The organism is Thermomonas aquatica, assembly GCF_006337105.1.
Taxonomy (GTDB): Bacteria; Pseudomonadota; Gammaproteobacteria; order Xanthomonadales; family Xanthomonadaceae; genus Thermomonas; species Thermomonas aquatica.
Genome location: NZ_CP040871.1, coordinates 765,280 through 790,807, shown reverse-complemented (window position 1 = coordinate 790,807; position 25,528 = coordinate 765,280). Strand labels below are relative to the sequence as shown.

At 55.2% G+C, this 25,528-nt stretch carries 28 protein-coding genes; 2 read left to right on the top strand and 26 right to left on the bottom strand.

From position 1 onward, the window contains the following. Positions 1 to 221: 221 nt before the first annotated feature. From FHQ07_RS14705 to FHQ07_RS03565, 24 genes are all read right to left on the bottom strand, one after another. The gene (locus tag FHQ07_RS14705; protein WP_139715403.1) at positions 222 to 560 is read right to left on the bottom strand and encodes an immunity protein Imm33 domain-containing protein; all 339 of its coding nucleotides are present in this window, start codon (positions 558 to 560) and stop codon (positions 222 to 224) included. Positions 561 to 647: 87 nt separating this feature from the next. After that, positions 648 to 1,073 carry a hypothetical protein gene (locus tag FHQ07_RS03680; RefSeq protein ID WP_139715402.1) on the bottom strand — a complete coding sequence of 142 codons (426 nt, stop codon included), beginning with the start codon at positions 1,071 to 1,073 and terminating at the stop codon, positions 648 to 650. A 196-nt stretch (positions 1,074 to 1,269) separates the two neighbouring features. Continuing rightward, positions 1,270 to 2,034 (bottom strand): hypothetical protein, encoded by a 765-nt coding sequence (locus tag FHQ07_RS03675; protein ID WP_139715401.1) that lies wholly within the window; start codon positions 2,032 to 2,034, stop codon positions 1,270 to 1,272. Positions 2,035 to 2,131: 97 nt separating this feature from the next. Beyond that, the gene (locus FHQ07_RS03670; protein WP_139715400.1) at positions 2,132 to 2,434 is read right to left on the bottom strand and encodes a hypothetical protein; all 303 of its coding nucleotides are present in this window, start codon (positions 2,432 to 2,434) and stop codon (positions 2,132 to 2,134) included. A 106-nt stretch (positions 2,435 to 2,540) separates the two neighbouring features. Then, positions 2,541 to 3,038 carry a hypothetical protein gene (locus tag FHQ07_RS03665; RefSeq protein ID WP_139715399.1) on the bottom strand — a complete coding sequence of 166 codons (498 nt, stop codon included), beginning with the start codon at positions 3,036 to 3,038 and terminating at the stop codon, positions 2,541 to 2,543. A gap of 575 nt (positions 3,039 to 3,613) precedes the next feature. Then, complete coding sequence (locus tag FHQ07_RS03660; RefSeq protein WP_139715398.1) at positions 3,614 to 3,910, bottom strand: hypothetical protein; 297 nt, start codon at positions 3,908 to 3,910, stop codon at positions 3,614 to 3,616. A gap of 1,477 nt (positions 3,911 to 5,387) precedes the next feature. After that, positions 5,388 to 5,780 (bottom strand): hypothetical protein, encoded by a 393-nt coding sequence (locus FHQ07_RS03655; protein WP_139715397.1) that lies wholly within the window; start codon positions 5,778 to 5,780, stop codon positions 5,388 to 5,390. A gap of 113 nt (positions 5,781 to 5,893) precedes the next feature. Beyond that, the gene (locus FHQ07_RS03650) at positions 5,894 to 6,316 is read right to left on the bottom strand and encodes a hypothetical protein (RefSeq protein ID WP_139715396.1); all 423 of its coding nucleotides are present in this window, start codon (positions 6,314 to 6,316) and stop codon (positions 5,894 to 5,896) included. Between the two features lie 86 nt (positions 6,317 to 6,402). Further along, complete coding sequence (locus FHQ07_RS03645; RefSeq protein WP_139715395.1) at positions 6,403 to 6,699, bottom strand: hypothetical protein; 297 nt, start codon at positions 6,697 to 6,699, stop codon at positions 6,403 to 6,405. Positions 6,700 to 7,211: 512 nt separating this feature from the next. Beyond that, on the bottom strand, positions 7,212 to 7,565 hold the full coding sequence (locus tag FHQ07_RS03640; protein WP_139715394.1) for a hypothetical protein: 354 nt from the start codon (positions 7,563 to 7,565) through the stop codon (positions 7,212 to 7,214). A 142-nt stretch (positions 7,566 to 7,707) separates the two neighbouring features. Further along, positions 7,708 to 8,316, bottom strand: a complete 609-nt coding sequence (locus FHQ07_RS03635; protein ID WP_139715393.1) for a hypothetical protein — start codon at positions 8,314 to 8,316, stop codon at positions 7,708 to 7,710. Positions 8,317 to 9,105: 789 nt separating this feature from the next. Next, complete coding sequence (locus tag FHQ07_RS03630) at positions 9,106 to 9,582, bottom strand: hypothetical protein (RefSeq protein WP_139715392.1); 477 nt, start codon at positions 9,580 to 9,582, stop codon at positions 9,106 to 9,108. 97 nt (positions 9,583 to 9,679) lie between these two features. After that, on the bottom strand, positions 9,680 to 10,033 hold the full coding sequence (locus FHQ07_RS03625) for a 2'-5' RNA ligase family protein (RefSeq protein WP_139715391.1): 354 nt from the start codon (positions 10,031 to 10,033) through the stop codon (positions 9,680 to 9,682). 238 nt (positions 10,034 to 10,271) lie between these two features. Next, positions 10,272 to 10,679, bottom strand: coding sequence for a hypothetical protein (locus FHQ07_RS03620; RefSeq protein ID WP_139715390.1), 408 nt, complete (start codon positions 10,677 to 10,679; stop codon positions 10,272 to 10,274). An 86-nt stretch (positions 10,680 to 10,765) separates the two neighbouring features. Then, complete coding sequence (locus FHQ07_RS03615) at positions 10,766 to 11,380, bottom strand: hypothetical protein (RefSeq protein WP_139715389.1); 615 nt, start codon at positions 11,378 to 11,380, stop codon at positions 10,766 to 10,768. Positions 11,381 to 11,772: 392 nt separating this feature from the next. Beyond that, positions 11,773 to 12,141, bottom strand: coding sequence for a hypothetical protein (locus tag FHQ07_RS03610; RefSeq protein ID WP_139715388.1), 369 nt, complete (start codon positions 12,139 to 12,141; stop codon positions 11,773 to 11,775). A 1,040-nt stretch (positions 12,142 to 13,181) separates the two neighbouring features. Next, positions 13,182 to 13,550, bottom strand: coding sequence for a YfeK family protein (locus FHQ07_RS03605; RefSeq protein WP_139715387.1), 369 nt, complete (start codon positions 13,548 to 13,550; stop codon positions 13,182 to 13,184). A 3,417-nt stretch (positions 13,551 to 16,967) separates the two neighbouring features. Then, positions 16,968 to 17,309, bottom strand: coding sequence for a type II toxin-antitoxin system PemK/MazF family toxin (locus tag FHQ07_RS03600; protein WP_139715386.1), 342 nt, complete (start codon positions 17,307 to 17,309; stop codon positions 16,968 to 16,970). Further along, a complete protein-coding gene (locus FHQ07_RS03595; protein WP_139715385.1) occupies positions 17,296 to 17,532 on the bottom strand; it encodes a ribbon-helix-helix domain-containing protein in 237 nt (78 codons plus the stop codon). The genes FHQ07_RS03600 and FHQ07_RS03595 overlap by 14 nt, the downstream gene beginning before the upstream one ends. Positions 17,533 to 17,685: 153 nt before the next feature. Beyond that, a complete protein-coding gene (locus FHQ07_RS03590; protein ID WP_139715384.1) occupies positions 17,686 to 18,084 on the bottom strand; it encodes a hypothetical protein in 399 nt (132 codons plus the stop codon). Positions 18,085 to 18,112: 28 nt separating this feature from the next. Continuing rightward, entirely contained in the window at positions 18,113 to 18,970 is an 858-nt protein-coding gene (locus tag FHQ07_RS03585) for a hypothetical protein (RefSeq protein WP_139715383.1), read from the bottom strand. Positions 18,971 to 19,093: 123 nt separating this feature from the next. Next, positions 19,094 to 19,297: an excalibur calcium-binding domain-containing protein gene (locus tag FHQ07_RS14450; protein WP_338419640.1), complete on the bottom strand. Its 204-nt coding sequence runs from the start codon at positions 19,295 to 19,297 to the stop codon at positions 19,094 to 19,096. 1,810 nt (positions 19,298 to 21,107) lie between these two features. Continuing rightward, positions 21,108 to 21,416 (bottom strand): hypothetical protein, encoded by a 309-nt coding sequence (locus tag FHQ07_RS03570; protein WP_139715382.1) that lies wholly within the window; start codon positions 21,414 to 21,416, stop codon positions 21,108 to 21,110. 554 nt (positions 21,417 to 21,970) lie between these two features. Beyond that, entirely contained in the window at positions 21,971 to 22,351 is a 381-nt protein-coding gene (locus tag FHQ07_RS03565) for an MAPEG family protein (RefSeq protein WP_139715381.1), read from the bottom strand. 207 nt (positions 22,352 to 22,558) lie between these two features. Here FHQ07_RS03565 and FHQ07_RS03560 point away from each other — a divergent pair, with 207 nt between their 5' ends. Both FHQ07_RS03560 and FHQ07_RS03555 read left to right on the top strand, forming a co-directional pair. Next, positions 22,559 to 22,810: a type II toxin-antitoxin system Phd/YefM family antitoxin gene (locus tag FHQ07_RS03560; protein ID WP_139715380.1), complete on the top strand. Its 252-nt coding sequence runs from the start codon at positions 22,559 to 22,561 to the stop codon at positions 22,808 to 22,810. After that, on the top strand, positions 22,807 to 23,061 hold the full coding sequence (locus tag FHQ07_RS03555) for a Txe/YoeB family addiction module toxin (RefSeq protein WP_139715379.1): 255 nt from the start codon (positions 22,807 to 22,809) through the stop codon (positions 23,059 to 23,061). Before FHQ07_RS03560 ends, FHQ07_RS03555 begins: the two co-directional genes overlap by 4 nt. Before the next feature lie 103 nt (positions 23,062 to 23,164). Here FHQ07_RS03555 and FHQ07_RS03550 read toward each other — a convergent pair whose 3' ends face one another. Both FHQ07_RS03550 and FHQ07_RS03545 read right to left on the bottom strand, forming a co-directional pair. Further along, the gene (locus FHQ07_RS03550) at positions 23,165 to 23,434 is read right to left on the bottom strand and encodes a hypothetical protein (RefSeq protein ID WP_139715378.1); all 270 of its coding nucleotides are present in this window, start codon (positions 23,432 to 23,434) and stop codon (positions 23,165 to 23,167) included. Positions 23,435 to 23,966: 532 nt separating this feature from the next. Continuing rightward, the gene (locus FHQ07_RS03545) at positions 23,967 to 24,860 is read right to left on the bottom strand and encodes a hypothetical protein (protein WP_206202346.1); all 894 of its coding nucleotides are present in this window, start codon (positions 24,858 to 24,860) and stop codon (positions 23,967 to 23,969) included. Positions 24,861 to 25,528 lie beyond the last annotated feature (668 nt).

Sequence of the window (25,528 nt, the reverse complement as noted above, 5' to 3'; positions counted from 1 at the left end):
TTGCGTATCAAGAGCTTAGCGCAATTAACGAGTTATCCCGCAAGCGAAATTCCGCACATTTGCGGTGATAAATCATATGGCCGTGCTTTTGGCGATGATCTGGGCGGCCTAACGCCTGAGTTAAGCCGGGCCGCTTTGCGGCCACGGCGTGGGTTCAATCATACAAACCGGCGCCGAGGCCGCGAAGCGGGCTCGGCTTGAACGAATTGTTAGGCCGCAGGCTACACAGAAAGTAATGCTGGGTCGTACCAGACGTCTGTTTGGCCTGGAGCCAGGAGTACGCGCCAGCCTGGCGAAAGTCCCATGAATGGAATAAGCGCGGGCGCGTATTCGGCCAAGTGATTGAAGTGCAAGGGTGCGAAGAAGTCCGGTGCGTCCAAGAGTTCACCACCCCAGATGTACCAGCCGCACGTGCCATTCTCAGCTTGGTGTCGCAACGCATTGAGAGGCAAGAGACCTAGCGTTGAAAGCGCGATGCCAAGACGTTGATCCGCTCCGGGAGGGTCAAGCAGTGACCCGTACTTCTCACAAATTTCCGCTTGCGAGAACGATTCTTTCATGCGGCCTAACGCCTGAGTTAAGCCGGCCCGCCCGATGCGAACCGGTTGGCGCCGAGACCGCGAAGCGGGCTCGGCTTGAACGAATTGTTAGCCCACAAGCCGTGACCAGATCCGGTGAATGAATCCGCGAAACCCAACTTGGTGCGGGAGTGGCTCAGGAAACCACCAGTCCCGCACGGAGTGGCTGTAATCAACGCCGCGGTCATCACGAAGCTCAAGCGTGCATACATACGGGCTTTCTAGAACATTTGCATACCGTGATGGGCGCGTCTGAGAAAGATCAAAATCCAACTCTAGGCGAGCCGTCGAAACAAGTGATGGATCAGAGCCCTGCAGGGTCACATTGTCCCAGAACATCTTCATATAGCCATCAAACACGAATGTGAAAGGTGGCTGCTCAAATATCTTGGATGCTTCTCGTGTAACGAAGTCAATGAAGTAGTGGGTCTGACCAGTCGATCTGGCATTTGTCAGCAATGACCCTAAAACATAGTCGTCAGCCGCGTAGTTCATCAAGCTTGTGAACGACGCGGCTGTATTGTGAGCGACGGACTTGAGGACTTTTCGGCGAGCCATACTGAACCTGCAATTGTGGGCTAACGCCTGAGTTAAGCCGGGCCGCTTTGCGGCCACGGCGGTGGTTCAATCCTAGCAACCGACGCCGAGGCCGCGAAGCGGTCTCGGCTTGAACGAATTGTTAGCCCTCAGCTTACTCAAGTATGGTGCGGCCATCTTGCCGCCAAACCATTGCCCAGAACTGTTGGCTCCAATCTGTCTGGTGCCCGTCGAGATACTTAGATTCGCTCAACGACTTGCCGAGACGATTGACGGTAACGGACAGCTCTTCATCCGCTCCTGCGGCAAGCAGGATGCGCCCTAAAACGTATGTGACGATGGCATGGAACAGAGTAATTCGTGTAGCTTTCTGCGCGTCATAGGCGCGAGGTCCAACTTGGATCAGCTTGATAATGCTGCCCGTTTCAGTTGGATCATTTGCGGGTCCATCTAGTAGCTTCACTTGCCACTGCGAAAGCGGCGCGGAGTAGTGAGCGTATGGTTGCAGTGCTGCAGCGAACTGCCTCATAAACTGTGGCCATGGCTCATGCCACAAGCCAGAGCCATACGATGACCATACGTTCGCCTCAAGCCAAGCTCTCAGCTTGCCGGGGCTTAGATCGTCGCTCTCCCACTTGTGGAGCATTGCCTCAGCTTGCGCGTGCCCGCAAAGACCAAGCTCTATCACGCTGATTGACTCAATGCATTGCCTGGTCAGCGAGAGAGCGTTCGCGTGCATCCCTTCTCGATTGGCTTGGTTCGCGAGAAGTAGTGAGTCAAGAAGAAACCAGTGGGCCATCCTTGGTAGGAAGTTGACCTGCGGCGCCATGGCAGTGTTCATCACGACATTGGCAATGCGTGACATCACAACCGGGGTTGCTTCTTCGGCTCTACCGAACCAGTCTGGGGTCGCGGTCATGTCTGCTGCTGAGGGCTAACGCCTGAGTTAAGCCGGCCCGCCCGATGCGGTTCCGGTCGGTCCGAGACCGCGAAGCGGGCTCGGCTTGAACGAATTGTTAGCGCCCGGACGATGATGCCTGGCGCTGTTTGACTTGTGAAAGGCATTGTTCAAGCAAAGGCTTGTACGTCATGGCCTCTGGATCCTGCAGGTCCCGCGCATAGGTCAAAAGCTTGTTCTGAGGCTTGCTAAGTGAAGCAATGCGAGACTCCGCATCCTCGATGAAGGTAACAGGAGCGGTCTGGTCAGTCTGCTCCAGTATCTGTTGGCAAACCTCGGCCATCGCTTTGGTCTGATCGTTCATGCAGCCTGTCAGGCCCAGAACAATAAAAGAAATGGTCAGTCCAGTGATCTGCTTCATGGGCGCTAACGCCTGAGTTAAGCCGCACCGCTTTGCGGCGGCGGCAGAGTCACAATCCTACGGGACTTTGCCGACGCCGCGAAGCGGTGTCGGCTTGAACGAATTGTTAGGTTTTGTTGCGACGACCTTTCACGAGCCCATAGATCAGGATCGAGTCCATCAGGAGGGCTACAAGACCAAAAACGAGCCGCCCTTCCAGCTCTGACGCGGGGCGCACCACTACTTTTGAAAAGCTGGAGGATGTCTTGGTTGTGAACTTCCGATCACCAGGGCCAAAGGCAATCCAGTTGAAGGTGATCAGGAAAAATAGCAGAGCGAGACCGGCCAATTGGGCAGCTACCCGATGCAGTCCGAGACCATAGAGTGCGACACCGATGCCTGAAGCGATAAATACTGCCGAGGCGCAGACTCCGAACACTTGGTAGGTGTAAGTAGTAGGTACGCTGCTTTTAAGTACGCCCAAGACCGAGAGCAGTGCGATGGTTCCCAGTGCAGCAAAGAAAAGGCCGAAAGGGATTGCAAGGATCCGAGTCAAGGGTGAAGTGGCGAGATTGTTGGTCACAAAACCTAACGCCTGAGTTAAGCCGGCCCGCTGCGCGGCCACGGCTGAGTGACCATCTTACGGCGCTCTGCCGAGGCCGCGAAGCGGGCTCGGCTTGAACGAATTGTTAGGTGCCACGCGATTCTCCGGCAGAGCTTTTGCGCGTGGGCCCACTGTACTTGACCACGACCCAGGCAATCGCAAGGGCTGCAAGAGCCAGGCTCCAGAGTGGAAGGTAAAAAATCCAGGCGAGCCCGGACTCTCGTGAGGGAACTGCGTGCAGAACCCAGAGCTGAAACGCAACTAGCAGCGCGTTAAGAAACGAAAGTCCCCAGATCAGTGTCGGGCGACGAGCGTTTGGTCGAATAGCTAGCAGACTAAGTAGCAGGTGCGGAGCAGCCATGAACAAGTAGTTTGCAAACAGATCCGCGATGCCTATCGTGCCCCCGCTGTAGAGCCCGACTAGGAAGTACACAACCGCAGGAATGCAGAGCTGCAAGGCAACCAAGGAAATGAATCGCGATGATTTGTCCATTGGCACCTAACGCCTGAGTTAAGCCGGCCCGCCCGATGCGGTCCGGTCACGTCCGAGACCGCGAAGCGGGCTCGGCTTGAACGAATTGTTAGGCATACGCTCGTCAATTCGGGTGGTCATACTTGATGGGCGCTCGTTTCACTTCGATCTTTCTTTTGGTGCCTGGAAGTTTTTCTTTGGAGGTGCCGACAATCGCGGAAATCAAGCCAACAAGAAAGCTGATTGGATTTGTCAGTTTTCCGAGCGATTGACCGAATGCGAATCCATCAGCGCCTGGAGGGGGATTCGCAATGTCGATAGCACCGCTGAAATGCAAATAAGCCATGATCCCCATGTTCAAGATCAGCGAGGTGGCGAAAGAAATGACAATGAACCAGATGAATCCGTAGAAGTAGCGCATTTGACTCCATCACGACTTTGTTGATTGGTGTATGCCTAACGCCTGAGTTAAGCCGGCCCGCCCGATGCGACTCGGCTGGTCCGAGACCGCGAAGCGGGCTCGGCTTGAACGAATTGTTAGGCCGCTGACGACTGAGAACGTGCCCAAGCAAATGCAACGATGGCGGCGCCAAAACACATGCCTGTGCCGACAAGATGCACGATATCCACTGCCCGAATTGTAGCGATGGTCGGGCGAGCGAGCATGCTGCATAGGCTTAGAAGGCCAAAAGCAGCGAGAACGAAGGCGACTCGGAACGATTCCCTGCGTGAGCTCATGGACTATCACATCTGAGTGTTCTAGCGAGGGGCAAGCTGAGTTTTGAGTGCGGCCTAACGCCTGAGTTAAGCCGGCCCGCCCGATGCGGTTCCGGTCGGTCCGAGACCGCGAAGCGGGCTCGGCTTGAACGAATTGTTAGGTCTTGCGTGCCGGAACTAGGGTGCCCGCAACCAATCCGAGAAGGACACCTGCAAGTACAGGCGGAACCCCGGCGCCAGGAAACACAGTGGCAATGCGCCAACCTACATATGCCGCCATGAGCGTTATTAGGCTGGTTCGCATTCTTTGGGCAACTGAGGCCGCTGCAGTTCCCGCCTTGCGCAGTGGTTCTGACTTGGCCTGTTCTTGGATCAAGAGCGTGGCAGCGACAGAGTTCGCATCTTCCCGGTTCACCGAAAACCCTCCTTGCAAGACCTAACGCCTGAGTTAAGCCGGGCAGCGTAGCGGCCACGGCAAGTGGCTGAATCATAGCGGCCATTTGCCGAGGCCGCGAAGCGGACTCGGCTTGAACGAATTGTTAGGCAGCAGCCAGCGATGCTCTTGCTGCGGCCGTAAAAATTTCACAAGTCTGCAAGCGAACCGTGCTGGCTACACAGAACTGAGTTCTGTGTGCCCGAATGCTGTTCGCGAGACGCCACAACCACAGACGGAGTGCAGCCGCTCTCAGGCTGCACGGAGTATGTGGCGAGGATCAGGTGCGGCAAGGCGGGGAAGAGATTGGTTCCACCCAGCAAGTTCTGAGAACTTTGGTCTGGTGCTGCCTAACGCCTGAGTTAAGACGCACCGCTTTGCGGCGCCGGTAAGGCACGATCTTAGCGGCCTTTGCCGGCGCCGCGAAGCGGTGTCGGCTTGGACGAATTGTTAGCTGGGTAAGCAGCTGCGGAACTTTGCCTGCGGCTCTACCGTGAACAACGTAAAGCGTCCGGTATTGCCTTTTGTCCAGGCCGGCAAGCCGCTCTTGCGAATCTGATGGTTGAAACAGGCCAAAATTTTTGAAGAGCAACCGCGCGAACTACGGGCTCTTAGCCTTGACCTACTGAACGCCTGTCTGCACCCAGCTAACGCCTGAGTTAAGCCGGCCCGCCCATTGCGGTACCGATCGGTCCGAGACCGCGAAGCGGGCTCGGCTTGAACGAATTGTTAGCCGCCATGCGTTGTTCTACCTGGCGCTCGCGCATTTGTCCCGCCAAGTTGCGTCGAACACGTACTTTGGTCCGTACTCGTTCGACCCGTCAAATAACGCGGATCCGGCTTTTGTACTTGAGTTAACGGTGACGATGAAACGTTGGTTTGCATTGTTCAGTGTCAATTGTCCTGCGTCAGGGCGATTGAGTGTTGCTTCACCGCAAACATAGAAAAAGCCGCCATAGCTTGAAGTGACCCGGGCCTGATTCCAATCGATCTTGACCGCGATGTCCGAAGCGACTTGGCGTTGAATGATGCTGTTTGCCGCGAGTAATTTTTTTGCACGGGCGTCCGCGGAGGAGCAGGCCGAAAGCGATACGCAAGATGAAATGATCATTGCAGCGAAAATTATGCGCATATCGATCATCTCTTTTGGCGGCTAACGCCTGAGTTAAGCCGGGCCGCTTTGCGGCCACGGCGATGGTTCAATCATACAAACCGGCGCCGAGGCCGCGAAGCGGGCTCGGCTTGAACGAATTGTTAGGCCGCTGGTAGGGAGAACAAATCCTTTATTGCGGCGCGAGAGAACGCTTTTGTGTAGATCAACTCACTTTGCCCGTTCTTGAAGTTGACGTAGGCGCCTATAGGTATCTGCGATATTGGCTGAACTCGTGACGCCGAAACACCAGCAATGTCAGTGTACGGACATGTCCAAGAACGGCGCCATGATCGATATGAAAGGTCCTTGTCGGTGAAGACAAGCCGGTAGCGTGAGAGCCAAAGCATAAGAAGCAGCATTGCTGCCAGGCAAAAAACGAGTGGCAGAATCATGCCTTTGTCTTGGAACTGCAGCCAGCCGAGCTTGGCAAAAGCGAATGCTAGGGCAAGTAATGGGAAGCTAAGCACGCCAAGCCAGAGCGCATAGCTTCCAAAGTCCGCACCATAGACGCGATTAGATTTCATGCGGCCTAACGCCTGAGTTAAGCCGGCCCGCCCGATGCGACTCGGCTGGTCCGAGACCGCGAAGCGGGCTCGGCTTGAACGAATTGTTAGGCCGCACTACCGCCAGCCCAACGCTCGAAATCATCCCTGTCCGCAATGAAGCCGATGATTTCACTGCCTTGCTCGATGGGCAAGATTCCTTGGATGTTAGGAATTGCCTGTAGCGGCCATGACACTGTCTGACCCAAGTGGTTTTGGTACTCATGGGTGGGCTCGCTTCTCAGCGCCAGCTCAACGTCCTCCGGCTGATCGACGTTGAAATAGCGGACTTGGAAATCGATGGAGCCGGTCGGCAATCCGTCGATTTGGCACTGATACGCAGCAATTGCGAGCCATCTGCTCATGTGCGGCCTAACGCCTGAGTTAAGCCGGGCAGCGGAGCGGCCACGGCAGAGCAATGATCATACGATGCTCTGCCGAGGCCGCGTAGCGGACTCGGCTTGAACGAATTGTTAGGCCGCTGCCCGCGACGCGCCCCGAGTCCACTGCCTGAGCAACCCATGAGTGCCCGCGGCAATCAGTAGGGTGGAAAATACTAAGCCGGTCAGCGCAACCAGGCCCTCACCGCCGTAGTTACTTAATCCGAACAGTTCGGTGACTGCAGAGGCGTCATACGAGATGGCGGCCGCTACCGCAGTGCCGCAGAAGATCAATAGACCAGCAGAACGTTTCTTCATTGAGAGTCCCTTGGTTTCTGTTGGGACCCTACCTTCCGCTGCTGGAGCCGTGGCTGCAATCTGCCGGCGACGAACCAAGCGTAGAGCATGACGAAGGCGCGTGTATGGCGACGGATGATCTCGCGGCCTAACGCCTGAAATAAGTCGGACCGCGAAGCGGTCTCGACTTGATTGAATTGTTAGGCGGCCATTTCCGATAGTAGTTGGATAGCAACCGCAGCCGCCTGCCTGACCTCTTTCCAACGAGGGTGATCTATTACTGCTGCATCGGTCCAGAGAGCTTCGTTTGTTGTACCACTCATTGACCCAAGCAGTCGATCTACTGTTTCAATAGCTGATCGCTGTTCTTCAGATAGATCGGCGCTGTAGTTAGAAAGAAACGCAGTGGCGAAGTTCTCGAAATCTAATGCGAGTTCATCGGCTCGAGCTGAGCCAGCGGGGGCGTACAGAAGTGCTTCTTCTCCCGGCACAGCTAAGGCGGCGAGAGTCTTGTGCAACCCGGTAAGAATAAAGTTTCGGTCTGCGGAAATCATGGCGGGCCGCCTAACGCCTGAGTTAAGCCGGCCCGCGTCCGGCGAGTGAGACCGCGACGAGACCGCGAAGCGGGCTCGGCTTGAACGAATTGTTAGGCCAATCTTTGAAAAAGTTCAATTGCTGCTGCGATAGCGGAAGGAGCTAGCCGCACAATGGCTTGTTCTTGTACGCGTATTTCCATTCACTGGGCGACCTTGGAATTTCACGGGAATAGTACATGTCGGAACTGAACTCCATGGCGCGATTTGTTCTATCGATGCGATCAGGTTGTAGAGTTTCTCCATTGGGGCGTGAGTCGCTACTCAAGTTGGCACTCCGGATTTCTGTGGGAACCTCGCTTGGGTGGACGATTTTCCATGCCATGCCGTTGGTGCTCTCTTGGAACACGTACGGGAAATCACGGATGCTGAACTTTTTGATTTCCGCATCGCAATGAAATGCCAAAGTGACGAGATATGTTTTCTGCGGAGTGAAGGCTATTGCTATTGGAATGATTCCGAATGTGCCTGTCCAGCTAACGGCTTGGCCATTCTTTGGGTTCTTTGCTCTCAGCTGGTAATACGCCGGGTGGCGAGCAGCTGCTTGAGATAGTTCTCCGCCTGTAAATGTGAGTTTTACAGATCGCTCAACGGTTGTCGTGGATCCGTCATCGATTTTGACGATGTCGCTCCATGATTCCGTCTTTGAACACGATGCCGCTATCAGGACCAGTAGTAGTGAGGTGAATAGTCTTAGCGGAAGATGTTGCATATCGTGCACCTGGCAGGAAGCATGGGATTGGCCTAACGCCTGAATTAAGCCGGCCCGCCCGATGCGGCCCGGTGTGACCGAGACCGCGAAGCGGGCTCGGCTTGAATGAATTGTTAGCTGAGTATGCAGCCTTGGAACCGCGCCTGCAGCTCTACCAAAAATCACGTAACGAGTCCGGAACCGATTGACGTCTAGCGCCGGCAAGCCGCTCTTGCGGAGTTGATGGCAATAGAGCGCCAAAAAATTTGAAGAGCAACGGCGCGATGTACAGGCTCCTAGCCTTGACCTACTGAAAGCTTGTCTGCACTCAGCTAACGCCTGAGCTAAGACGCGTAGTGTAGTGGAGGTCACGCCGTGGCAAGCTTTTTCTGCCACGGCGTGGCCGGAACGAAGCGGAGTCGGCTTGAGCGAATTGTTGGGCGGCTGACCAGCGATGCTTTTGCTGGGCACTGTGAATTTTTCACAAGACTGCGATCGAATCTCGGCCAGCTGCACAGAACTGGTTCTGTGCGCCTGCAATGCTGTTCACCCGAACCTTCGACCACAGACGGAGTGCAGCCGCTTTCAGGCTGCACGGAGTATGTGGCCGACGAGAACTGCGATGTGCGCTGCAGCATGAGAAGGCCGTCTTCACGTTGAAAAGATCTTGGCCTGGCGCCGCCTAACGCCTGAGTTAAGCCGCGTAGCGTAGTGGAGGTGGCAGGCATGGCAAGCTTTTTCTGCCATGCCTGACGCCGGAACGAAGCGGAGTCGGCTTGAACGAATTGTTAGCCACCGCAGATTCACGCGCTAACTAAGTGCAGCTGCAAGTCGATCTACGGCCTTCGCAGCTGATCGTTGTTTGATTAAGCCTTCTTTGGCAGCGCCGGAAACAACGACCGTGCATGAATCGTCGGTTATTGCAGATATTTCGCAGGATAAGATCGTGGGGTTCATGTTGAGGAAGCCAGAACCAACAACGCCTGATATCGCGGGAAATGGCGATTTTTCTATCTCTTCTGACTCAGTCACGCGGCCATTACTGGACATAAACGCATGCGCTTTAGTTAGGATGAAGCGTGGATCTGAACGGATAGTTAGTTCAACCTGATGCTGTTCTGTGGGAAGGAATTTTGCAGCGATTTTTGCTCCAAAAGAGCCGCCCATGGAAGTGATTGCGCCAGAGGTTGGAATGCCAATCTTTTCTCCTAGCGATTCGGCAATGTCGCCGCTAGAAGCTCCGACTTTTCCAAGCTCACGCACCAATAGCTCATCGATTTTCGTCATAGCGATCCTCTAGTGGCTAACGCCTGAGTTAAGCCGGCCCGCGCGATGCGACTCGGCTGGTCCGAGACCGCGAAGCGGGCTCGGCTTGAACGAATTGTTAGATGGCAGACTGGTACTCATTTTTTACCTGCCACGGGTCGCAACCGCGCTGCTCAATGAGAGCAATTGTATTGAACGTGATTGATAGGCCCGAAAGCTCGCGCCCGATAGACGCAAGGTTTGGAATCGCTCCGGTTGCATTGCGCGGGTGCAAAAGTGTGATGTGAGCGCCATGCCTTGAAGCCTCCGGCCCAAGAATTGATTGACGTAATTCCTGGTACTGATCTTCACCGTTTGTTGGACGAAGCAATACGCAACCATCAGGAAGCTCTGATGGTTCGCCAAATGTCATGGTGAAGGAAAAGTCCGTTAGGTGTTCGAGCCGTTTTTTGAGAATGCGGAGGTCAGGCAACTCACCGTCCCTGCAAAGTGTGACGTGGGCCGGAATCAGGGAGTGCTGTATCGGGTCAAGCCTTTGCCTGATTGGCTCGATAACAGAGCGCCGCGCCTCCGGAACCAGGAGGCTTAGTTGGCGCCTTGTCGGCCGCGATGTTGTCTGCTTTGCCATCTAACGCCTGAGTTAAGCCGGACCGCAGCCGGCGAGTGAGACAGGCGCGAGACCGCGAAGCGGTCTCGGCTTGAACGAATTGTTAGCGCCCACCCTTGAGCTCTCGGAGCGCCTCAGTACTGTAGAAGCGTACATATGAGACAGAGTAATCGTTTGGGAACGTGACGATTGGACCGTACATAACACCGTAGGCGTTCCCGATTTGGTAGATGCTTTGCATTACTGTGAGGTCGTAGTACTTGCACTTGTACAGCGCAGATCCTCCGTCCGAGAAAGCGCTGTCCGCCTCACTTTTGCAAGCGGGAGCACGACCTTTCAGAACGAGTTCAATGTCCTTTTCTGCTGCCGAGACGGCAGATTTGGCCGGCTCTGGCAACTTTGAAGTGTCGACGCCAACAAAGAACTGGCTAGATTCTTCTTGTGGAGTAGGTTGCTTCGAGCAGCCTGTGGTGATGGCGGTGAGCGTGAAAGCAATCGCGAGAATCTTCATGGGCGCTAACGCCTGAGTTAAGCCGGCCCGCGCGATGCGACTCGGCATGTCCGAGACCGCGAAGCGGGCTCGGCTTGAACGAATTGTTAGGTCTGCACTTTGAGGCGACGACCATAGACCAGAATCCGCGCTCCAAGAGCCAAGACAAACGGTATGGCTGCGGACTTAAGGTATAGCTGTAGCCTGAATTGCGCAGGATCGTCTTTGACCGAAAGATACGAGATGCCTGGACCGTCAAACCAGCGGCCGATCACTCCAACGCTCACGTCGTGCACCAATATAAAAGTAGAGCCAACTGCGACCAGTACTACAACGACGCCTAAAAAATAGAAGTCGCGCGGTGTTGGTTTAAGAGTTCCAAGCGCGCCAAAGTTCAATTGCTTGGGCTTCTCAAGCAATTTGAGGCGGAAGGTCAATGGGAAGAAGAGCGCGAGTGAAACGACGTATATGACGAATGCGGTTATCTTCATTGCAGACCTAACGCCTGAGCTAAGCCGGGCAGCGCAGCGGCCCCGGCGAGGTGTACAAGCTTGCCACACCGCGCCGAGGCCGCGAAGCGGACTCGGCTTGAGCGAATTGTTAGGCAGCAGCCAGCGATGCTTGTTGATTGCCGACGTAAAGAATTCACACGTTTGCCAATGCACCACCCAGGCGACACAGAACTGCGTTCTGTGTGCTCGATGCTGTTGGCGATAGGCCATGACCACAGGCGGAGTGCAGCCGCTCTCAGGCTGCACGGAGTCTGTGGCGATGACCGAGAACGGCAAGATGCGGCAGAGACTCGTTCCGACCTGAAAGTCCTGAGAACTTTGGTCTGGTGCTGCCTAACGCCTAGTAGTCAGTGAATTTGTAGGATATCGCCTGCATGTTCAGGTTTGAACGGGATAGCGACAGCCGAAGCCCGTTGCGTATCAAGAGCTTAGCGCAATTAACGAGTTATCCCGCAAGCGAAATTCCGCACATTTGCGGTGATAAATCATATGGCCGTGCTTTTGGCGATGATCTGGGCGGCCTAACGCCTGAGTTAAGCCGGCCCGCCCGATGCGACTCGGCTGGTCCGAGACCGCGAAGCGGGCTCGGCTTGAACGAATTGTTAGGCAGCGGTCTTTGATTTGAGCAAGAACGCAACCAGCAATCCAAGAATACCGCCAGCTAGTGTTGCGACAAATGGAAGATGCGTTGTTTGGTAGGCGAGGTCACCGTACCTCTCTGACTCTGGGTACCAGTACGGTTCAATGAGAATCCATGCGACAACGGCGCCTACTAGCAGCGCTATGCATGAAGATCTGAACTTGTGACTTGGTGAGGCAAAGTGGGTCGTTACGACAACCGCTAGCGCGGCAGCGAAGCCGGCACCTGGCAGATGCCACAAGCCAAAATAGTCTGTGATGAACGAACCCGTTAAACCCGCGATGAAGAATGCGCCAACAACCGCAAGAAGAGCGAGGGACCATGCTTTCATTTGCGACATTCTTTCCCTCGCTGCCTAACGCCTGAGTTAAGCCGGACCGCAGCCGGCGAGTGAATCACGCGCGAGACCGCGAAGCGGTCTCGGCTTGAACGAATTGTTAGGCCCTATTGGGATTTTTCACGAATGAACGGTGCCGATCTGCTGCAAATAAGTTCGTAGCTTGTGTTTGGCTTGAAATCGAATGTGATGCTAGGGAGGTAGTCGAACACAAACGGTCCTGAGCAGAAATAGCTAATGCTCCTTTTCCCTCTTGCGACATAAGCTTTGAGTCGCTGATTTTCAGGAATTGCCTCTTCTCCAACTGAAATAAGGCCAGGACGCCTTGATTCCTCACTGAGTGGTAGAGGTATGAACTCTAATGACGCGTAATTTTCCGATGCTGAGTGCCCAATGGGCTTGAGCATGGATGCGCAAGATGCTAATGCCGAAAGGCAGAGGAAAAGCAGGAGTCGACTTCTCTGCATAGGGCCTAACGCCTGAGTTAAGCCGGCCCGCCCGATGCGACTCGGCTGGTCCGAGACCGCGAAGCGGGCTCGGCTTGAACGAATTGTTAGCCCCCTGGCGTGTTCCCGTAAACCCCAGACTCAACCCGGAACACATACGGGTTTGGTTGATCTGGTGTACGAATGATGCGGCCTGTGACCGAAACTTGAGACTCAGGCCTCGTTGCCAGTTTTGTGAAGAATTCTGCGTCTGGCAATAGTTTCTCGCCCTCATGCCAAGGACGAGAAACCATGTCTAAGGCTAGAACATGATCTGGACAGCTTTGATCCATCAGCGTGCTTCCATGCTGATACATCTGCGCAGTTCCTATCAGCGTGATCCGTTGGTTGGTGAAACTGGCAGGGTTGGCGATCACATTGCAAAGCAAAGATTGCGGCGGATGCGAGCAACCGCATGCTGCGATCAAGGTTGCGAAAGCCAATCTCCGAGAATGTCTCATTGGGGGCTAACGCCTGAGTTAAGCCGGCCCGCCCGATGCGGTTCCGGTCGGTCCGAGACCGCGAAGCGGGCTCGGCTTGAACGAATTGTTAGCGCCGGCCAGAACTACGAAGTGCATTGAGCTTGCTAGTGAACCAATATTGGCTGGATACCGGAGGTGTCTTGCCGCAGCGTACTTGGTAAGGCTTCCCCGACATGCTGCTCTTGGTGGCCGCTAGCTCGATGAATGATTCCGTGGATGTGACCAAGCCCTTCTTTAGCAGGTAATCGTACTTCCGTTGCAGGTGGTCGCTGGCTTTCTGGGCGTTGTACCAAGAGCCATTGCGCGAGAACTCACAATTTGACTGTCGCAGTGCTGCGAACAGCTGGGCGACTTCCTGTTTTGTCGCGGACGACGGCGCCTGCGCAGAAGCTGCGCTTGCGATCAGTAGTGCGGCTGCGATGAATGCTTTCTTCATGGAATAAGGCGCTAACGCCTGAGCTAAGACGCGTAGTGTAGTGGAGGCCACGCCGTGGCAAGCTTTTTCTGCCACGGCGTGGCCGGAACGAAGCGGAGTCGGCTTGAGCGAATTGTTAGGCGGCTGACCAGCGATGCTTTTGCTGGGCACTGTGAATTTTTCACAAGACAGCGATCGAATCCCGGCCAGCTGCACAGAACTGGTTCTGTGCGCCTGCAATGCTGTTCACCGGAAGCCACGACCGCAGACGGAGTGCAGCCGCTTTCAGGCTGCACGGAGTATGTGGCCGACGAGAACCGCAAACCACGATGGCGTGTGAGGTGTCTACTCACGACTACCAGATCTTTTTGTCTGGCGCCGCCTAACGCCTGAGTTAAGCCGGCCCGCCCGATGCGACTCGGCTGGTCCGAGACCGCGAAGCGGGCTCGGCTTGAACGAATTGTTAGGCCGCTGACGACTGAGAACGTGCCCAAGCAAATGCAACGATGGCGGCGCCAAAACACATGCCTGTGCCGACAAGATGCACGATATCCACTGCCCGAATTGTAGCGATGGTCGGGCGAGCGAGCATGCTGCATAGGCTTAGAAGGCCAAAAGCAGCGAGAACGAAGGCGACTCGGAACGATTCCCTGCGTGAGCTCATGGACTATCACATCTGAGTGTTCTAGCGAGGGGCAAGCTGAGTTTTGAGTGCGGCCTAACGCCTGAGTTAAGCCGCGCCGATTTGCGGCGGCGGCAGAGTCACAATCTTAGCGGGAGTCTGCCGACGCCGCGAAGCGGTGTCGGCTTGGACGAATTGTTAGCTGGGTTGGCAGCCGAGGAGCCACGCCTGCTGGCTCTACTCCAAGTCACGTAAAGAGTCCGGCATTGCCTTTGGTCCAGGCCGGCAAGCCGCTCTTGCGAATCTGATGGTGAAAACAGGCCAAAATTTTTGAAGAGCAACCGTGCGAACTACGGGCTCTTAGCCTTGACCTACTGAACGCCTGTCTGCACCCAGCTAACGCCTGAGCTAAGACGCGTAGTGTAGTGGAGGCCACGCCGTGGCAAGCTTTTTCTGCCACGGCGTGGCCGGAACGAAGCGGAGTCGGCTTGAGCGAATTGTTAGGCGGCTGACCAGCGATGCTTTTTCTGGGCACCGTGAATTTTTCACAAGACAGCGATCGAATCCCGGCCAGCTGCACAGAACTGGTTCTGTGCGCCAGCAATTCTGTTCACCTGAACCTTCGACCACAGACGGAGTGCAGCCGCTTTCAGGCTGCACGGAGTATGTGGCCGACGAGAACTGCGATGTGCGCTGCAGCATGAGAAGGCCATCTTCACGTTGAAAAGATCTTGGCCTGGCGCCGCCTAACGCCTGAGCTAAGACGCGTAGTGTAGTGGAGGCCACGCCGTGGCAAGCTTTTCTGCCACGGCGTGGCCGGAACGAAGCGGAGTCGGCTTGAGCGAATTGTTAGGCGGCTGACCAGCGATGCTTTTTCTGGGCACCGTGAATTTTTCACAAGACAGCGATCGAATCCCGGCCAGCTGCACAGAACTGGTTCTGTGCGCCAGCAATTCTGTTCACCTGAACCTTCAACCACAGACGGAGTGCAGCCGCTTTCAGGCTGCACGGAGTATGTGGCCGACGAGAACTGCGATGTGCGCTGCAGCATGAGAAGGCCATCTTCACGTTGAAAAGATCTTGGCCTGGCGCCGCCTAACGCCTGAGTTAAGCCGGCCCGCTTTGCGGCCACGGCAGAGTGACAATCTTACGACGCTCTGCCGAGGCCGCGAAGCGGGCTCGGCTTGAACGAATTGTTAGGTGCGCCGCTCAGCGACTTGGCTGACTGGTACGCATGGCAAGGACGTAGAGCCCAAGCAGGGTGGGAACCACGTATGGAAAGATGCCGTACAACGTGTCTGTATTCGAGTGCGATCGACTGTCGATGAACAGAAAGATGTGCACACAGAAAGCGAAGGCGAGGGTTGTGATTACCCAGCCAGCGATTGACGTTGGGCGATACAGCAGTCCGAATTCCTTGAACATGGCGAGTCCCCTGGGCGAGCGTTGAGGAACCGTGCGCTAGCAATGTGTGGCGACGATGAAGCCACTTCTTGCGCACCTAACGCTTGAGTTAAGCCGGCCCGCTGAGCGGGCGCGGCGATGGTTCAATCATAGCGCCAGCGCCGAGACCGCGAAGCGGGCTCGGCTTGAACGAATTGTTAGGCTGCTGCCCACTGATGCATCTTGTCGTATGGAGGAGCGTGATTGTGAGGTTGTACACGCCTGGCTCGACTTGATCGGTTGGCAGTATTGAGCCGTTCGCGGCTAGCCAGCCACATGGTTTGCCCATGACCAGGATGTCTATTGTGTGACGGTACTTGAGCTTAGGTGTAACAAATTCACCCTTTTCATTTGTCGTAGTGCGGAGCAATACACGCTCCCGCATAACAAAGAGGCCAGCCCAGCTGTCTTTTACGACAACTTCAGCGCCGACTGCTGGAGAGCCATTCTCTAGTACGACACGGCCGGTGATTGCTGCATCCTTCGCGATGGCCGGGAAGGCCACGAAGAGCAGAAGAATGAGCAGAACTCTTGGATTGCGACAGATCATCTGTTGCAGCCTAACGCCTGAGCTAAGACGCGTAGTGTAGTGGAGGCCACGCCGTGGCAAGCTCTTCCTGCCACGGCGTGGCCGGAACGAAGCGGAGTCGGCTTGAGCGAATTGTTAGGCGGCTGACCAGCGATGCTTTTGCTGGGCACTGTGAATTTTTCACAAGACTGCGATCGAATCTCGGCCAGCTGCACAGAACTGGTTCTGTGCGCCGCAATGCTGTTTGCCAGAACACGCGACCGCAGACGGAGTGCAGCCGCTCTCAGGCTGCACGGAGTATGTGGCCGACGAGACATGCGAAGTGCGCTGTTGCATGAGAAGGCCATCTTCACGTTGAAAAGATTTTGGCCTAGCGCCGCCTAACGCCTGAGTTAAGCCGGGCAGCGTAGCGGCCACGACGGTGGTTCAATCATAGCGGGCCGCCGTCGAGGCCGCGAAGCGGACTCGGCTTGAACGAATTGTTAGGCCGTAGACCAGCCTTTGCTCTTACTGCAAACCAGTCTTACGCCCGTAAAAATCTCACACTCGCCCGTAGGTGCGCGCGGCAGGGCTTGTTGCCGCGTGCGGCCGAAGGGCGAACCGCCAGGAGCCAAGGAACGAAGCGAGAGACCGCACCGGCACCGCCTGATGAAATCTGGCGTGCCTAGCCGCATACGATCCGAAGGTGAGCTGTGGCGAGTGGAGCGCGAGCGCAGCGGCGCGGAACAAGCGAGAAGGCTGCGTTGAGTTGCCGTTGCTACTGAAGTCTCACTGGCAAGGCCTAACGCCTGAAATAAGCCGCGCAGCGAAGCGGAGTCGGCTTGATTGAATTGTTAGGTCTTGCTCATGGAAGGGAAAGAACCAGCTTTAACCCGGCGTCTACCTTGTCCATGGTTGCGCCCGGCAGCGCTTTGACCTTCTTGGAGAGAATTGCACGATCAAGCGTGATCAGTTGCGAAACGTTCACAACCGATGGTTGAGGCAAGCCTGAGTCAGATTTCCCTATCCGAACATTGCCTGGAGCCTCGGCTAAAGCGAGGTTTGAGGTGACGGTCGCAACAATGACAGTAGAAATGCGACTCGCATTGAACGGATTGGCCTGTACGACTAGAACAGGCCGCTTGTAGCCAGGGCCAGAACCAACAGGGTTTGGAATGTCGGCCCACCAAATTTCACCACGCTTCATGGCCGATCGCTCCGAGCTGGGCCGCGGCCATGGCAGGATCAATCGAGTTCTGCTCCGAAGCGTACAGGGCGTTCAGGCGCTCAGTGATCAGTGTGTCTTGGCGCTTTCCGAGATACTCCTCGATGGCTTGCGCATAGAGCTGGCTACGGGACACGCGCATCCGATGAGCAAGCTTCTCGGCGGCGGAGAAGACGGGGTCTGGCAGAGAGATGGCGACTTTCATACGAAGACGGTAACACCGCGGTATGACTTTGGCAAGACCTAACGCCTGAGTTAAGCCGAACTGCGTAGCGCAGGGAGCGGCGTGGCAAGCTTAACCTGCCACGCCGTTGCCGGAGCGAAGCAGTTTCGGCTTGAACGAATTGTTAGAGCGCGCCTAGAGTTTTGTATAGTTTCCACCGAAGACTTCCTTGTAGTGCGAAATCTCGTCGTTCTTAAGATTTGGCATGTGCTCGATGAAAGAGACCATGGATTTAGGCAGTAATGTTGTCTTTCCGGAGCTGCCTTGTTGGGAAGCAAGTTGGCTGACGATTTTTTCTAGTAGGGGGCGATCAATCGCGGCTAAGATTTGGAGCTTTTTGAGCTTCCTGCCGAAATTGTCGAGTGACAGTTGTTTTTTGGAATTGATTTCTTTTGTTAGGTGCTGAGCTAATTTTTCATTGTGCTTTGTGAGTTCAACAAGAATCTTATCGGCCGCCTTTTCTGTTTCGCTTTTTGAGTTCTTAGGCATCTCGAGTTCCTTGCGCTGAATACTCTTGTGCTCGGGGAGCGTCATGCTGTGATGCCGTAGAGGATTGAGTTGCTTAATCGTTGCTCTGGTTTCTTAGGATGTCTTGATAAACAACAGCGAAGGAGCTCAAGCACAGCATTGCTCTTGGGAATACTTCAGCTGGAATCACGGATTCATGAGCGAAATGATTTCTTTGGATCCGGAGAGAGTGACAGGTTCGTGCCGCAGAGCTGCTCAGAATTTTGCTTTCCTCCGCTTCTCGTATGAGGTCGGCAAAAGCTATGCGCTCCCCAGTCCGACCAAGCCTAAGCGACAAAGTCTTGATTAGATAGTTTTGCAGGTCAATTACGCCGCTAGCATCAAAGGAGAAATCAGCAACGGCTGACGGTGCTCCGGACTCTCCCCAAATGCGCTTAGCTAAAACGCTGGTGAATGTGTTACCGTCCAGATCGTTTGTCGGAAATTTGTTGGATTTTGCAAGTTCCGAGAGGGCTATGGCTAGCTTTGCCTCAGTAACTGCCAGTCTTGTGGCAAGAGATGCCTGCTCGCTATTCCCTAAATAAGAAGCCTTAGTGAATGTCAAGAATTCGCCAAGATTGCTTTCTTCGGGGAGTCCAAATTTTTCCGCAACTTCCCAGAGGTCTACGATTCTCTCGTGACTCTCGATGAGATCCTGATAGGCCTTCATTAGTGCATGGTTGGTCTCGACTAATTTGGTGTTGGTCGAGCTACCTTGCGCATCTTTGAAGTCCCCAATTTCCTCTGGACCAAATTCACTTAGGATCGCTTGTTTTGATGCGGCAGTTTTCGGGAAGCGCCAAAGCTTGAGGACTGGATCCCATCGATAACCGACGATTCTTTTTGCTCTAAATCGCTGATCAAAAGGCAGGCTAATCCGAAACTCGTCGTTGGTCGATGTGATCTTAATCATCGTAGCGATGGTCCTGAGCGCGCTCTAACGCCTGAGTTAAGCTGGCCCGCCCGAGGCGGTTCCGGTCGGTCCGAGACCGCGAAGCGGGCTCGGCTTGAACGAATTGTTAGACATTGCCTGCTCTTAGTGGCCGCACCACTGTTCTTCACAGGGTATGCCGTCACGATCGCCGTCCATTGAGGTGTTTGGGCAGTGTTGGATGAAGTACTTCGCTTCCTCACAGGATCTCATTTGAGGGCAGGTGGTACGACCGTCACATGCTGTTTGTGGTGCCGATGAAGTGACCGCCTGGTTGTCTTTTGGCTTAATCCAAGAGCGGTCATCCACTGTGGGGGTCACGACAACCCGCCGTGGAGCAGCCTGTGGCGGCGGCGAGCTCGTTTCCGCGGATTTTGAACTGTAGATGTCGTAAGCGACTAGCGCCGCACCGCCGGCGACAATGATGCCGAGTAGGTTGATCACTTTCACGAGAACCCTTTTGGCAATGTCTAACGCCTGAGTTAAGCCGGACCGCTGCGCGGCCTCGGCAGAGGCACAATCTTACGGGACTCTGCCGAGGCCGCGCAGCGGTCTCGGCTTGAACGAATTGTTAGGCAATGATCAGTGACAAATCTGGCCGCCAGCTTTGCCACTTGAGACCACGTTGCTGCAGCCAAAGAACATGCCAATCTCTTGGGAACATGTTCCTTTTGTCGATGCTCCTTCTGCAACGTCAAGAGGTGCGAGGCAGGTCCCCTCACAATCACTTGAATCTGAGCATACTTTCCCCGAGTCCTTAGTACGAATTACGCAACCTTCCGTGTTGAACGACACAAGATCGATGTAGCCTCCGCGTGTCAGGCACTCGGCCTTCTCGGTATCGGTTGGCGTGGCGTACTTAGTGATTTCAGGCTCAGGGACCTCGCGTGGTCCAGGCAGGCTTAGTTTGCTGTCTTCAAGAACAGCGCGCTGAGTACATGCGGTGCAAAGAAGGCTTGTGGCTAGCAGCAATCTGCAAATCATTGCCTAACGCCTGAGCTAAGACGCGTAGTGTAGTGGAGGCCATGCCGTGGCAAGCTTTTTCTGCCACGGCGTGGCCGGAACGAAGCGGAGTCGGCTTGAGCGAATTGTTAGGCGGCTGACCAGCGATGCTTTTGCTGGGCACTGTGAATTTTTCACAAGACAGCGATCGAATCCCGGCCAGCTGCACAGAACTGGTTCTGTGCGCCTGCAATGCTGTTCACCGGAAGCCACGACCGCAGACGGAGTGCAGCCGCTTTCAGGCTGCACGGAGTATGTGGCCGACGAGACATGCGAAGTGCGCTGCTGCATGAGAAGGCCATCTTCACGTTGAAAAGATCTTGGCCTGGCGCCGCCTAACGCCTGAGTTAAGCCGGCCCGCGTCCGGCGAGTGAGACCGCGACGAGACCGCGAAGCGGGCTCGGCTTGAACGAATTGTTAGGGCGCGCCGCGATTCCTCTTGTCGTCACCATGGCCGAGGTGGTCCGACAACTTCTCTTCCACGTGGCGGACGACTTCACCTGTACGAACTCGAGTAATTTTTTCTACGTATAGATCATTAATGCGATCAACGAGCATGTAGCGCCGGTGCCATTCGTTGTCACGAACGAAGTAGCTGAGCTGATCCCGTTCTTCAGCTAGCGGCCGTTTGACGCCGGGGCGTTTGTGTTTGACACGATAGCCAGTGTGGGCGACTAGTGAGTCCTGGAGAACCTCAAGAAATTTTCTATTGAGCGCTCCACACTCCGGGCAAGGGAGCCGTTCGGCTGACGGATCCTCCGAGAGCTCGATGTTGCATTCTCCGCAATGGCGAATTTCTAACATTTGCGCCCTAACGCCTGAGTTAAGCCGGGCCGCTTTGCGGCCGCGGCAACGGTTCAATCATTGACGCCGTTGCCGAGGCCGCGAAGCGGGCTCGGCTTGAACGAATTGTTAGGCGTGTGCCTACTTCATCTTTGGTGGAGGCAACTGGCTCATAACCCGCTTATGCCATTTGTTGTAGTAATGAGAGTAGTCCTCATCTTTTCCGCCCGACTGAATCCAGTCCTCCCACTCCGGGCTTCCTTTGAATCCATTAGACATGAGCTTGTCCTATTTGTAGTGTTGAATTGTGCTGCTTGAAGACAGCGCCCGATGTTTAAAGGGTGTCTTTGGTGTATCCACGACTCTTAAGAACTCGCGCTGCCGCCATTTTCTCTGTGGTTGTACCTGACTTGAATTTTTCTTTTACGTAGCCGTCGTCTTCTTGTTCGTACTTTTGAACGTTGTTCTTGGCGTCTTGATTCATTTTGTTTGCATGTTCAACGCCAGCCCTTGCTACTTTTCCCACAGTGCTCCAGAACCCCATATCACTCTCCGCTCTCCCCACAGTTGATTGTTTACGTGAGGCCTGTGGGCTCGACTTCACGCCTAACGCCTGAGTTAAGCCGGGCCGCTGCGCGGCCACGGCGATGGCTCAATCATAGATGCCGGCGCCGAGGCCGCGAAGCGGGCTCGGCTTGAACGAATTGTTAGGCCGCACCTACGGTAAGCCTCAGAGCCCCGTCAACGAGCCAAAAAGCCTAACTTGCGAGGCTCCCAAGCCTACATCACGAGGCTCTTGAGCCCAGTGCGTGCACCTAATAGGTGCGTGAGCGGAGCTCTGAGCCTTGATTTGCCGAAAAACGTGCCGAATTGACGAGGCTCAGAGCCTCGATGCCGGGGCAAAAAGCCTCATGAGCGGAGCTCCAGAGCTTGGCACGCGAGGCTTTGAGCCTACCGAACGAGGCAAAAAAGCCTGAAAAGTTGAGGCTCGGAGCTCGGCGAGAAGTGCTCAGAGGCTCAAGCGTGAGCCAAATTGGTGCAGAGCAGAGGCTCTGAGCCTGATGAGCGGAGCTCATAGCTCCGCTTGCGAGGCTGTCGAGCCTGGCTTGTGCGGCCTAACGCCTGAGTTAAGCCGGCCCGCCCGATGCGGTTCCGGTCGGTCCGAGACCGCGAAGCGGGCTCGGCTTGAACGAATTGTTAGGCCGCGGCTCTTGCCTGCACAACAACAGCCCACAGACCAAGTGTAGCGAGGAAGTTGACCGTGAACACCAAGCCACGAATACGAATGTTTGTAGTGCAGATTTGAGCGCAGCTGTGTGCCACACGCCCAGCAATAAACACCCAGGCGAGGAGCACTGCGGCGGGGCTTTCAGCCCGAACTTGAATAAGCAGGAGGCAGGCCGCGTAAAAGAACAGCGGCCACTCGAACTGGTTGGAGAGATTGGCGCTGATGCGCGGTTCAACTGTGGCCCAAGGATTTGAGCCATCTTGGCGCTGGCCGATGCCCCAAATTTTTGGAGCACGAGCAACAGTGAGAAGTGCGTAGAGCAGGGCGGTGAAGGCGACGTGGATAGCCATTGGGAGTATCAGCGGATGTGCCACGTAACCTCCGATCTTGCGATCTTTGCCCTTGGCGGCCTAACGCCTGAGTTAAGCCGGCCCGCCCGATGCGACTCGGCTGGTCCGAGACCGCGAAGCGGGCTCGGCTTGAACGAATTGTTAGCTGCGGGGCTTGACATGGCAACTCTTCAGTTGTACAAATATCTGTACATAAGGAGTCTCCCGATGGACGCAATCACCTACAGCACCGCTCGCGCCAATCTGGCCGATACTATGGATCGTGTCTGTGAAGACCACGAGCCGATCATCATTACCCGAAATGGTGAGCAGGCGGTGGTGATGATGTCGCTCGAAGACTTCAAGGCGCTCGAGGAGACTTCCTACCTTCTCAGGAGCCCGAAGAATGCCAGGCGTTTGCTAGAGAGCATTGCCTCGCTTGAATCGGGCAATGGTCGGGCGAGGAGTCTTGCCGAGTGAAGCTCATCTTTTCCGAGCAAGCTTGGGAAGACTACCTGTATTGGCAGAAGACCGATAAGAAGCTGGTGCGGCGGATTAACGACCTGATCAAAGAGATCACGAGAACGCCGCATACAGGGACGGGAAAGCCGGAGCCGCTTAAGCATGCGTTATCCGGCTATTGGTCGAGGCGAATCAATGACGAGCACAGAATCGTCTACAAAATGGCGGGTGACGAAGTTTTTATTGCACAACTGCGATACCACTACTGACCGCAGCTAACGCCTGAGTTAAGCCGGACCGCAGCCGGCGAGTGAATCACGCGCGAGACCGCGAAGCGGTCTCGGCTTGAACGAATTGTTAGGCGCGGCTCCGCTAGCCACCAGCGCCAAACTCTGTTGATAGAGCAGACCTTAAGCTGTCCGTCATTGAGCACATTCTTCCACTGGCGCTGTCGTAGAAGTCAAATCGAGAGGCCTTCCATGTGGTACGACCAGAAGCCTGGTGGAAGTAGATCAAGACCCGGAGGTCCATTTCCTTTTCTTGGTGCTTCGACGGTTGACAGGGCACATCAACAAGTTGACGAATGCGGTTGAGCCTGGCCTTGTCGGTGATGTGGAACTCGCTGCCGGCGGAGGTGACCATGATGCTTTCAGTGAGCCTAACGAAGGAGGTTGCTTCAAAGGGCCTGAAATATACGTCTGCCGCTGCCGGAGAGGGTGGGGCTGCGCATGCGCAAAGGCAGGCCGCGATCCCGGCTGCTATTGCTCTTGCTCGCATAAACGACTCCCTGTAGCCGCGCCTAACGCCTGAGTTAAGCCGGACCGCTGCGCGGCACGGCGGTGTGGTACACGCTACCGCACTAAGCCGAGCCGCGAAGCGGTCTCGGCTTGAACGAATTGTTAGGCATCAGCCAAATTGTCCGCATTCTGGGCACTCACAGACATTCGTGTGGCTGCCGCCGAAATGACCGCAAATTGGACATGTACAGACATTGGAGTGATTCCCGCCAAAATGACCGCAGTGCGGGCACTCACATGAATTTGCATGGGCACCCCCGAAATGCCCGCACACTGGACAAGTGCATGTATGAGTGTGACTGCCGCTGAACTTCATTGTGCTCGGATTAGTCATAAAGATTGTCCAGATGCGTAACTCAGATTTGGTGCCTAGGTTCTCATTCCTTACATCCGATGTCTTTTGGCCTTGCTGTCAATTTCGTCTCGTCGGGGCGGCTAGATATGGCGGTGGTGCCTGCCATACGTGCGAGCGTAGCTAACGCATTGTTGGTGTTTTCGCATTCGCCTAGGCTAGAGATCATTGCGACCGATATATGACCAACGGCATTGCTTATAGATATTTTTGGAGTGTAGTTCTCGCCTTGGAATGCAGCCACGACTTGTTGCGCGCGCGCATAGTTCACGAAGAAGAGATCTGTGCCAACAGTTCCGGACGTTGTTCGAGTCCCGACTGGAATTCTTCTGGCTCCAGTTTCTTTGCAGTCTACGCCGTCGCCTAGTAGTGATTTCGTGCATTTAACGTCTGAGGTGCGTGAGCCATAGACTGTTTCATCACGCTCATAGTCGCGGGACCATTGATTTGTTCCGATTAGGAACACGTAGTCGTAGTTCTCGCGGATATGTTTTGCAAGGTCGCTATTGTCGACTTTTCCGAAAACTTTGAACTCCGCCTGCGCATATTCTTGTTTGAGCCCCTCAAAGAAGCCTTCAGCCACGCCATATTCGGTGGCGTCAGGGGCGAGTTGCTCGGTTGTCACGAGAACACGAAGATCGGCAGAGGGTGCGTTCTGTAGTGCATTTACACCTGCGTAGTCCTTCACATTTCGGGTGCGTGTAACCAGGACGCCAAACTCCCGCTTCTTGATCGAAAGGAACGGATCAGTCGCTGTAGCATTCGGACTTGTAACGAGTGCAAATAACAAAACGCTTGTTGTCAATATGGCTTTCATGGTTGCCCTCGAGTCGCCGGAGATTTCAATGCTGATGCCTAACGCCTGAGTTAAGCCGGGCAGCGTAGCGGCCACGGCAAGTGGCTGAATCATAGCGGCCATTTGCCGAGGCCGCGAAGCGGACTCGGCTTGAACGAATTGTTAGGCAGCAGCCAGCGATGCTCTTGCTGCGGCCGTAAAAATTTCACAAGCCTGCAAGCGAGCCGTGCTGGCTACACAGAACTGAGTTCTGTGTGCCCGAATGCTGGTAGCGAAAGGCCACAACCACAGACGGAGTGCAGCCGCTCTCAGGCTGCACGGAGTATGTGGCGAGGATCAGGTGCGACAAGGCGCGGGAGAGATTGGTTCCACTCAGAAAGTTCTGAGAACTTTGGTCTGGTGCTGCCTAACGCCTGAGTTAAGCCGGCCCGCCCGATGCGACTCGGCTGGTCCGAGACCGCGAAGCGGGCTCGGCTTGAACGAATTGTTAGGCCCCAGCGCTAACGCAGAGCCCGTGAAGGACGGCTGCTAGGAGTTTGATCTCCTTCCCATACTGCACGTTCAAGAGCGTATCCATGCGATGGCCACGTGTATATGAATTTTACTAGTCCACTTTTTGGAGAGTTGATTGTGCCGACGACTCCGACCCACGGCCCGGCCTCACTGGTCAGATACCGGTTGATCTCAAGAATTTTGATCGTCGTACCGATAGGAAGCCATTCTCCCCGAGAGTTGCCACTATTTTCGTCGTAAAGTTGGAAAGCAATGTCAGGCTCGAATCGCCACGGTTC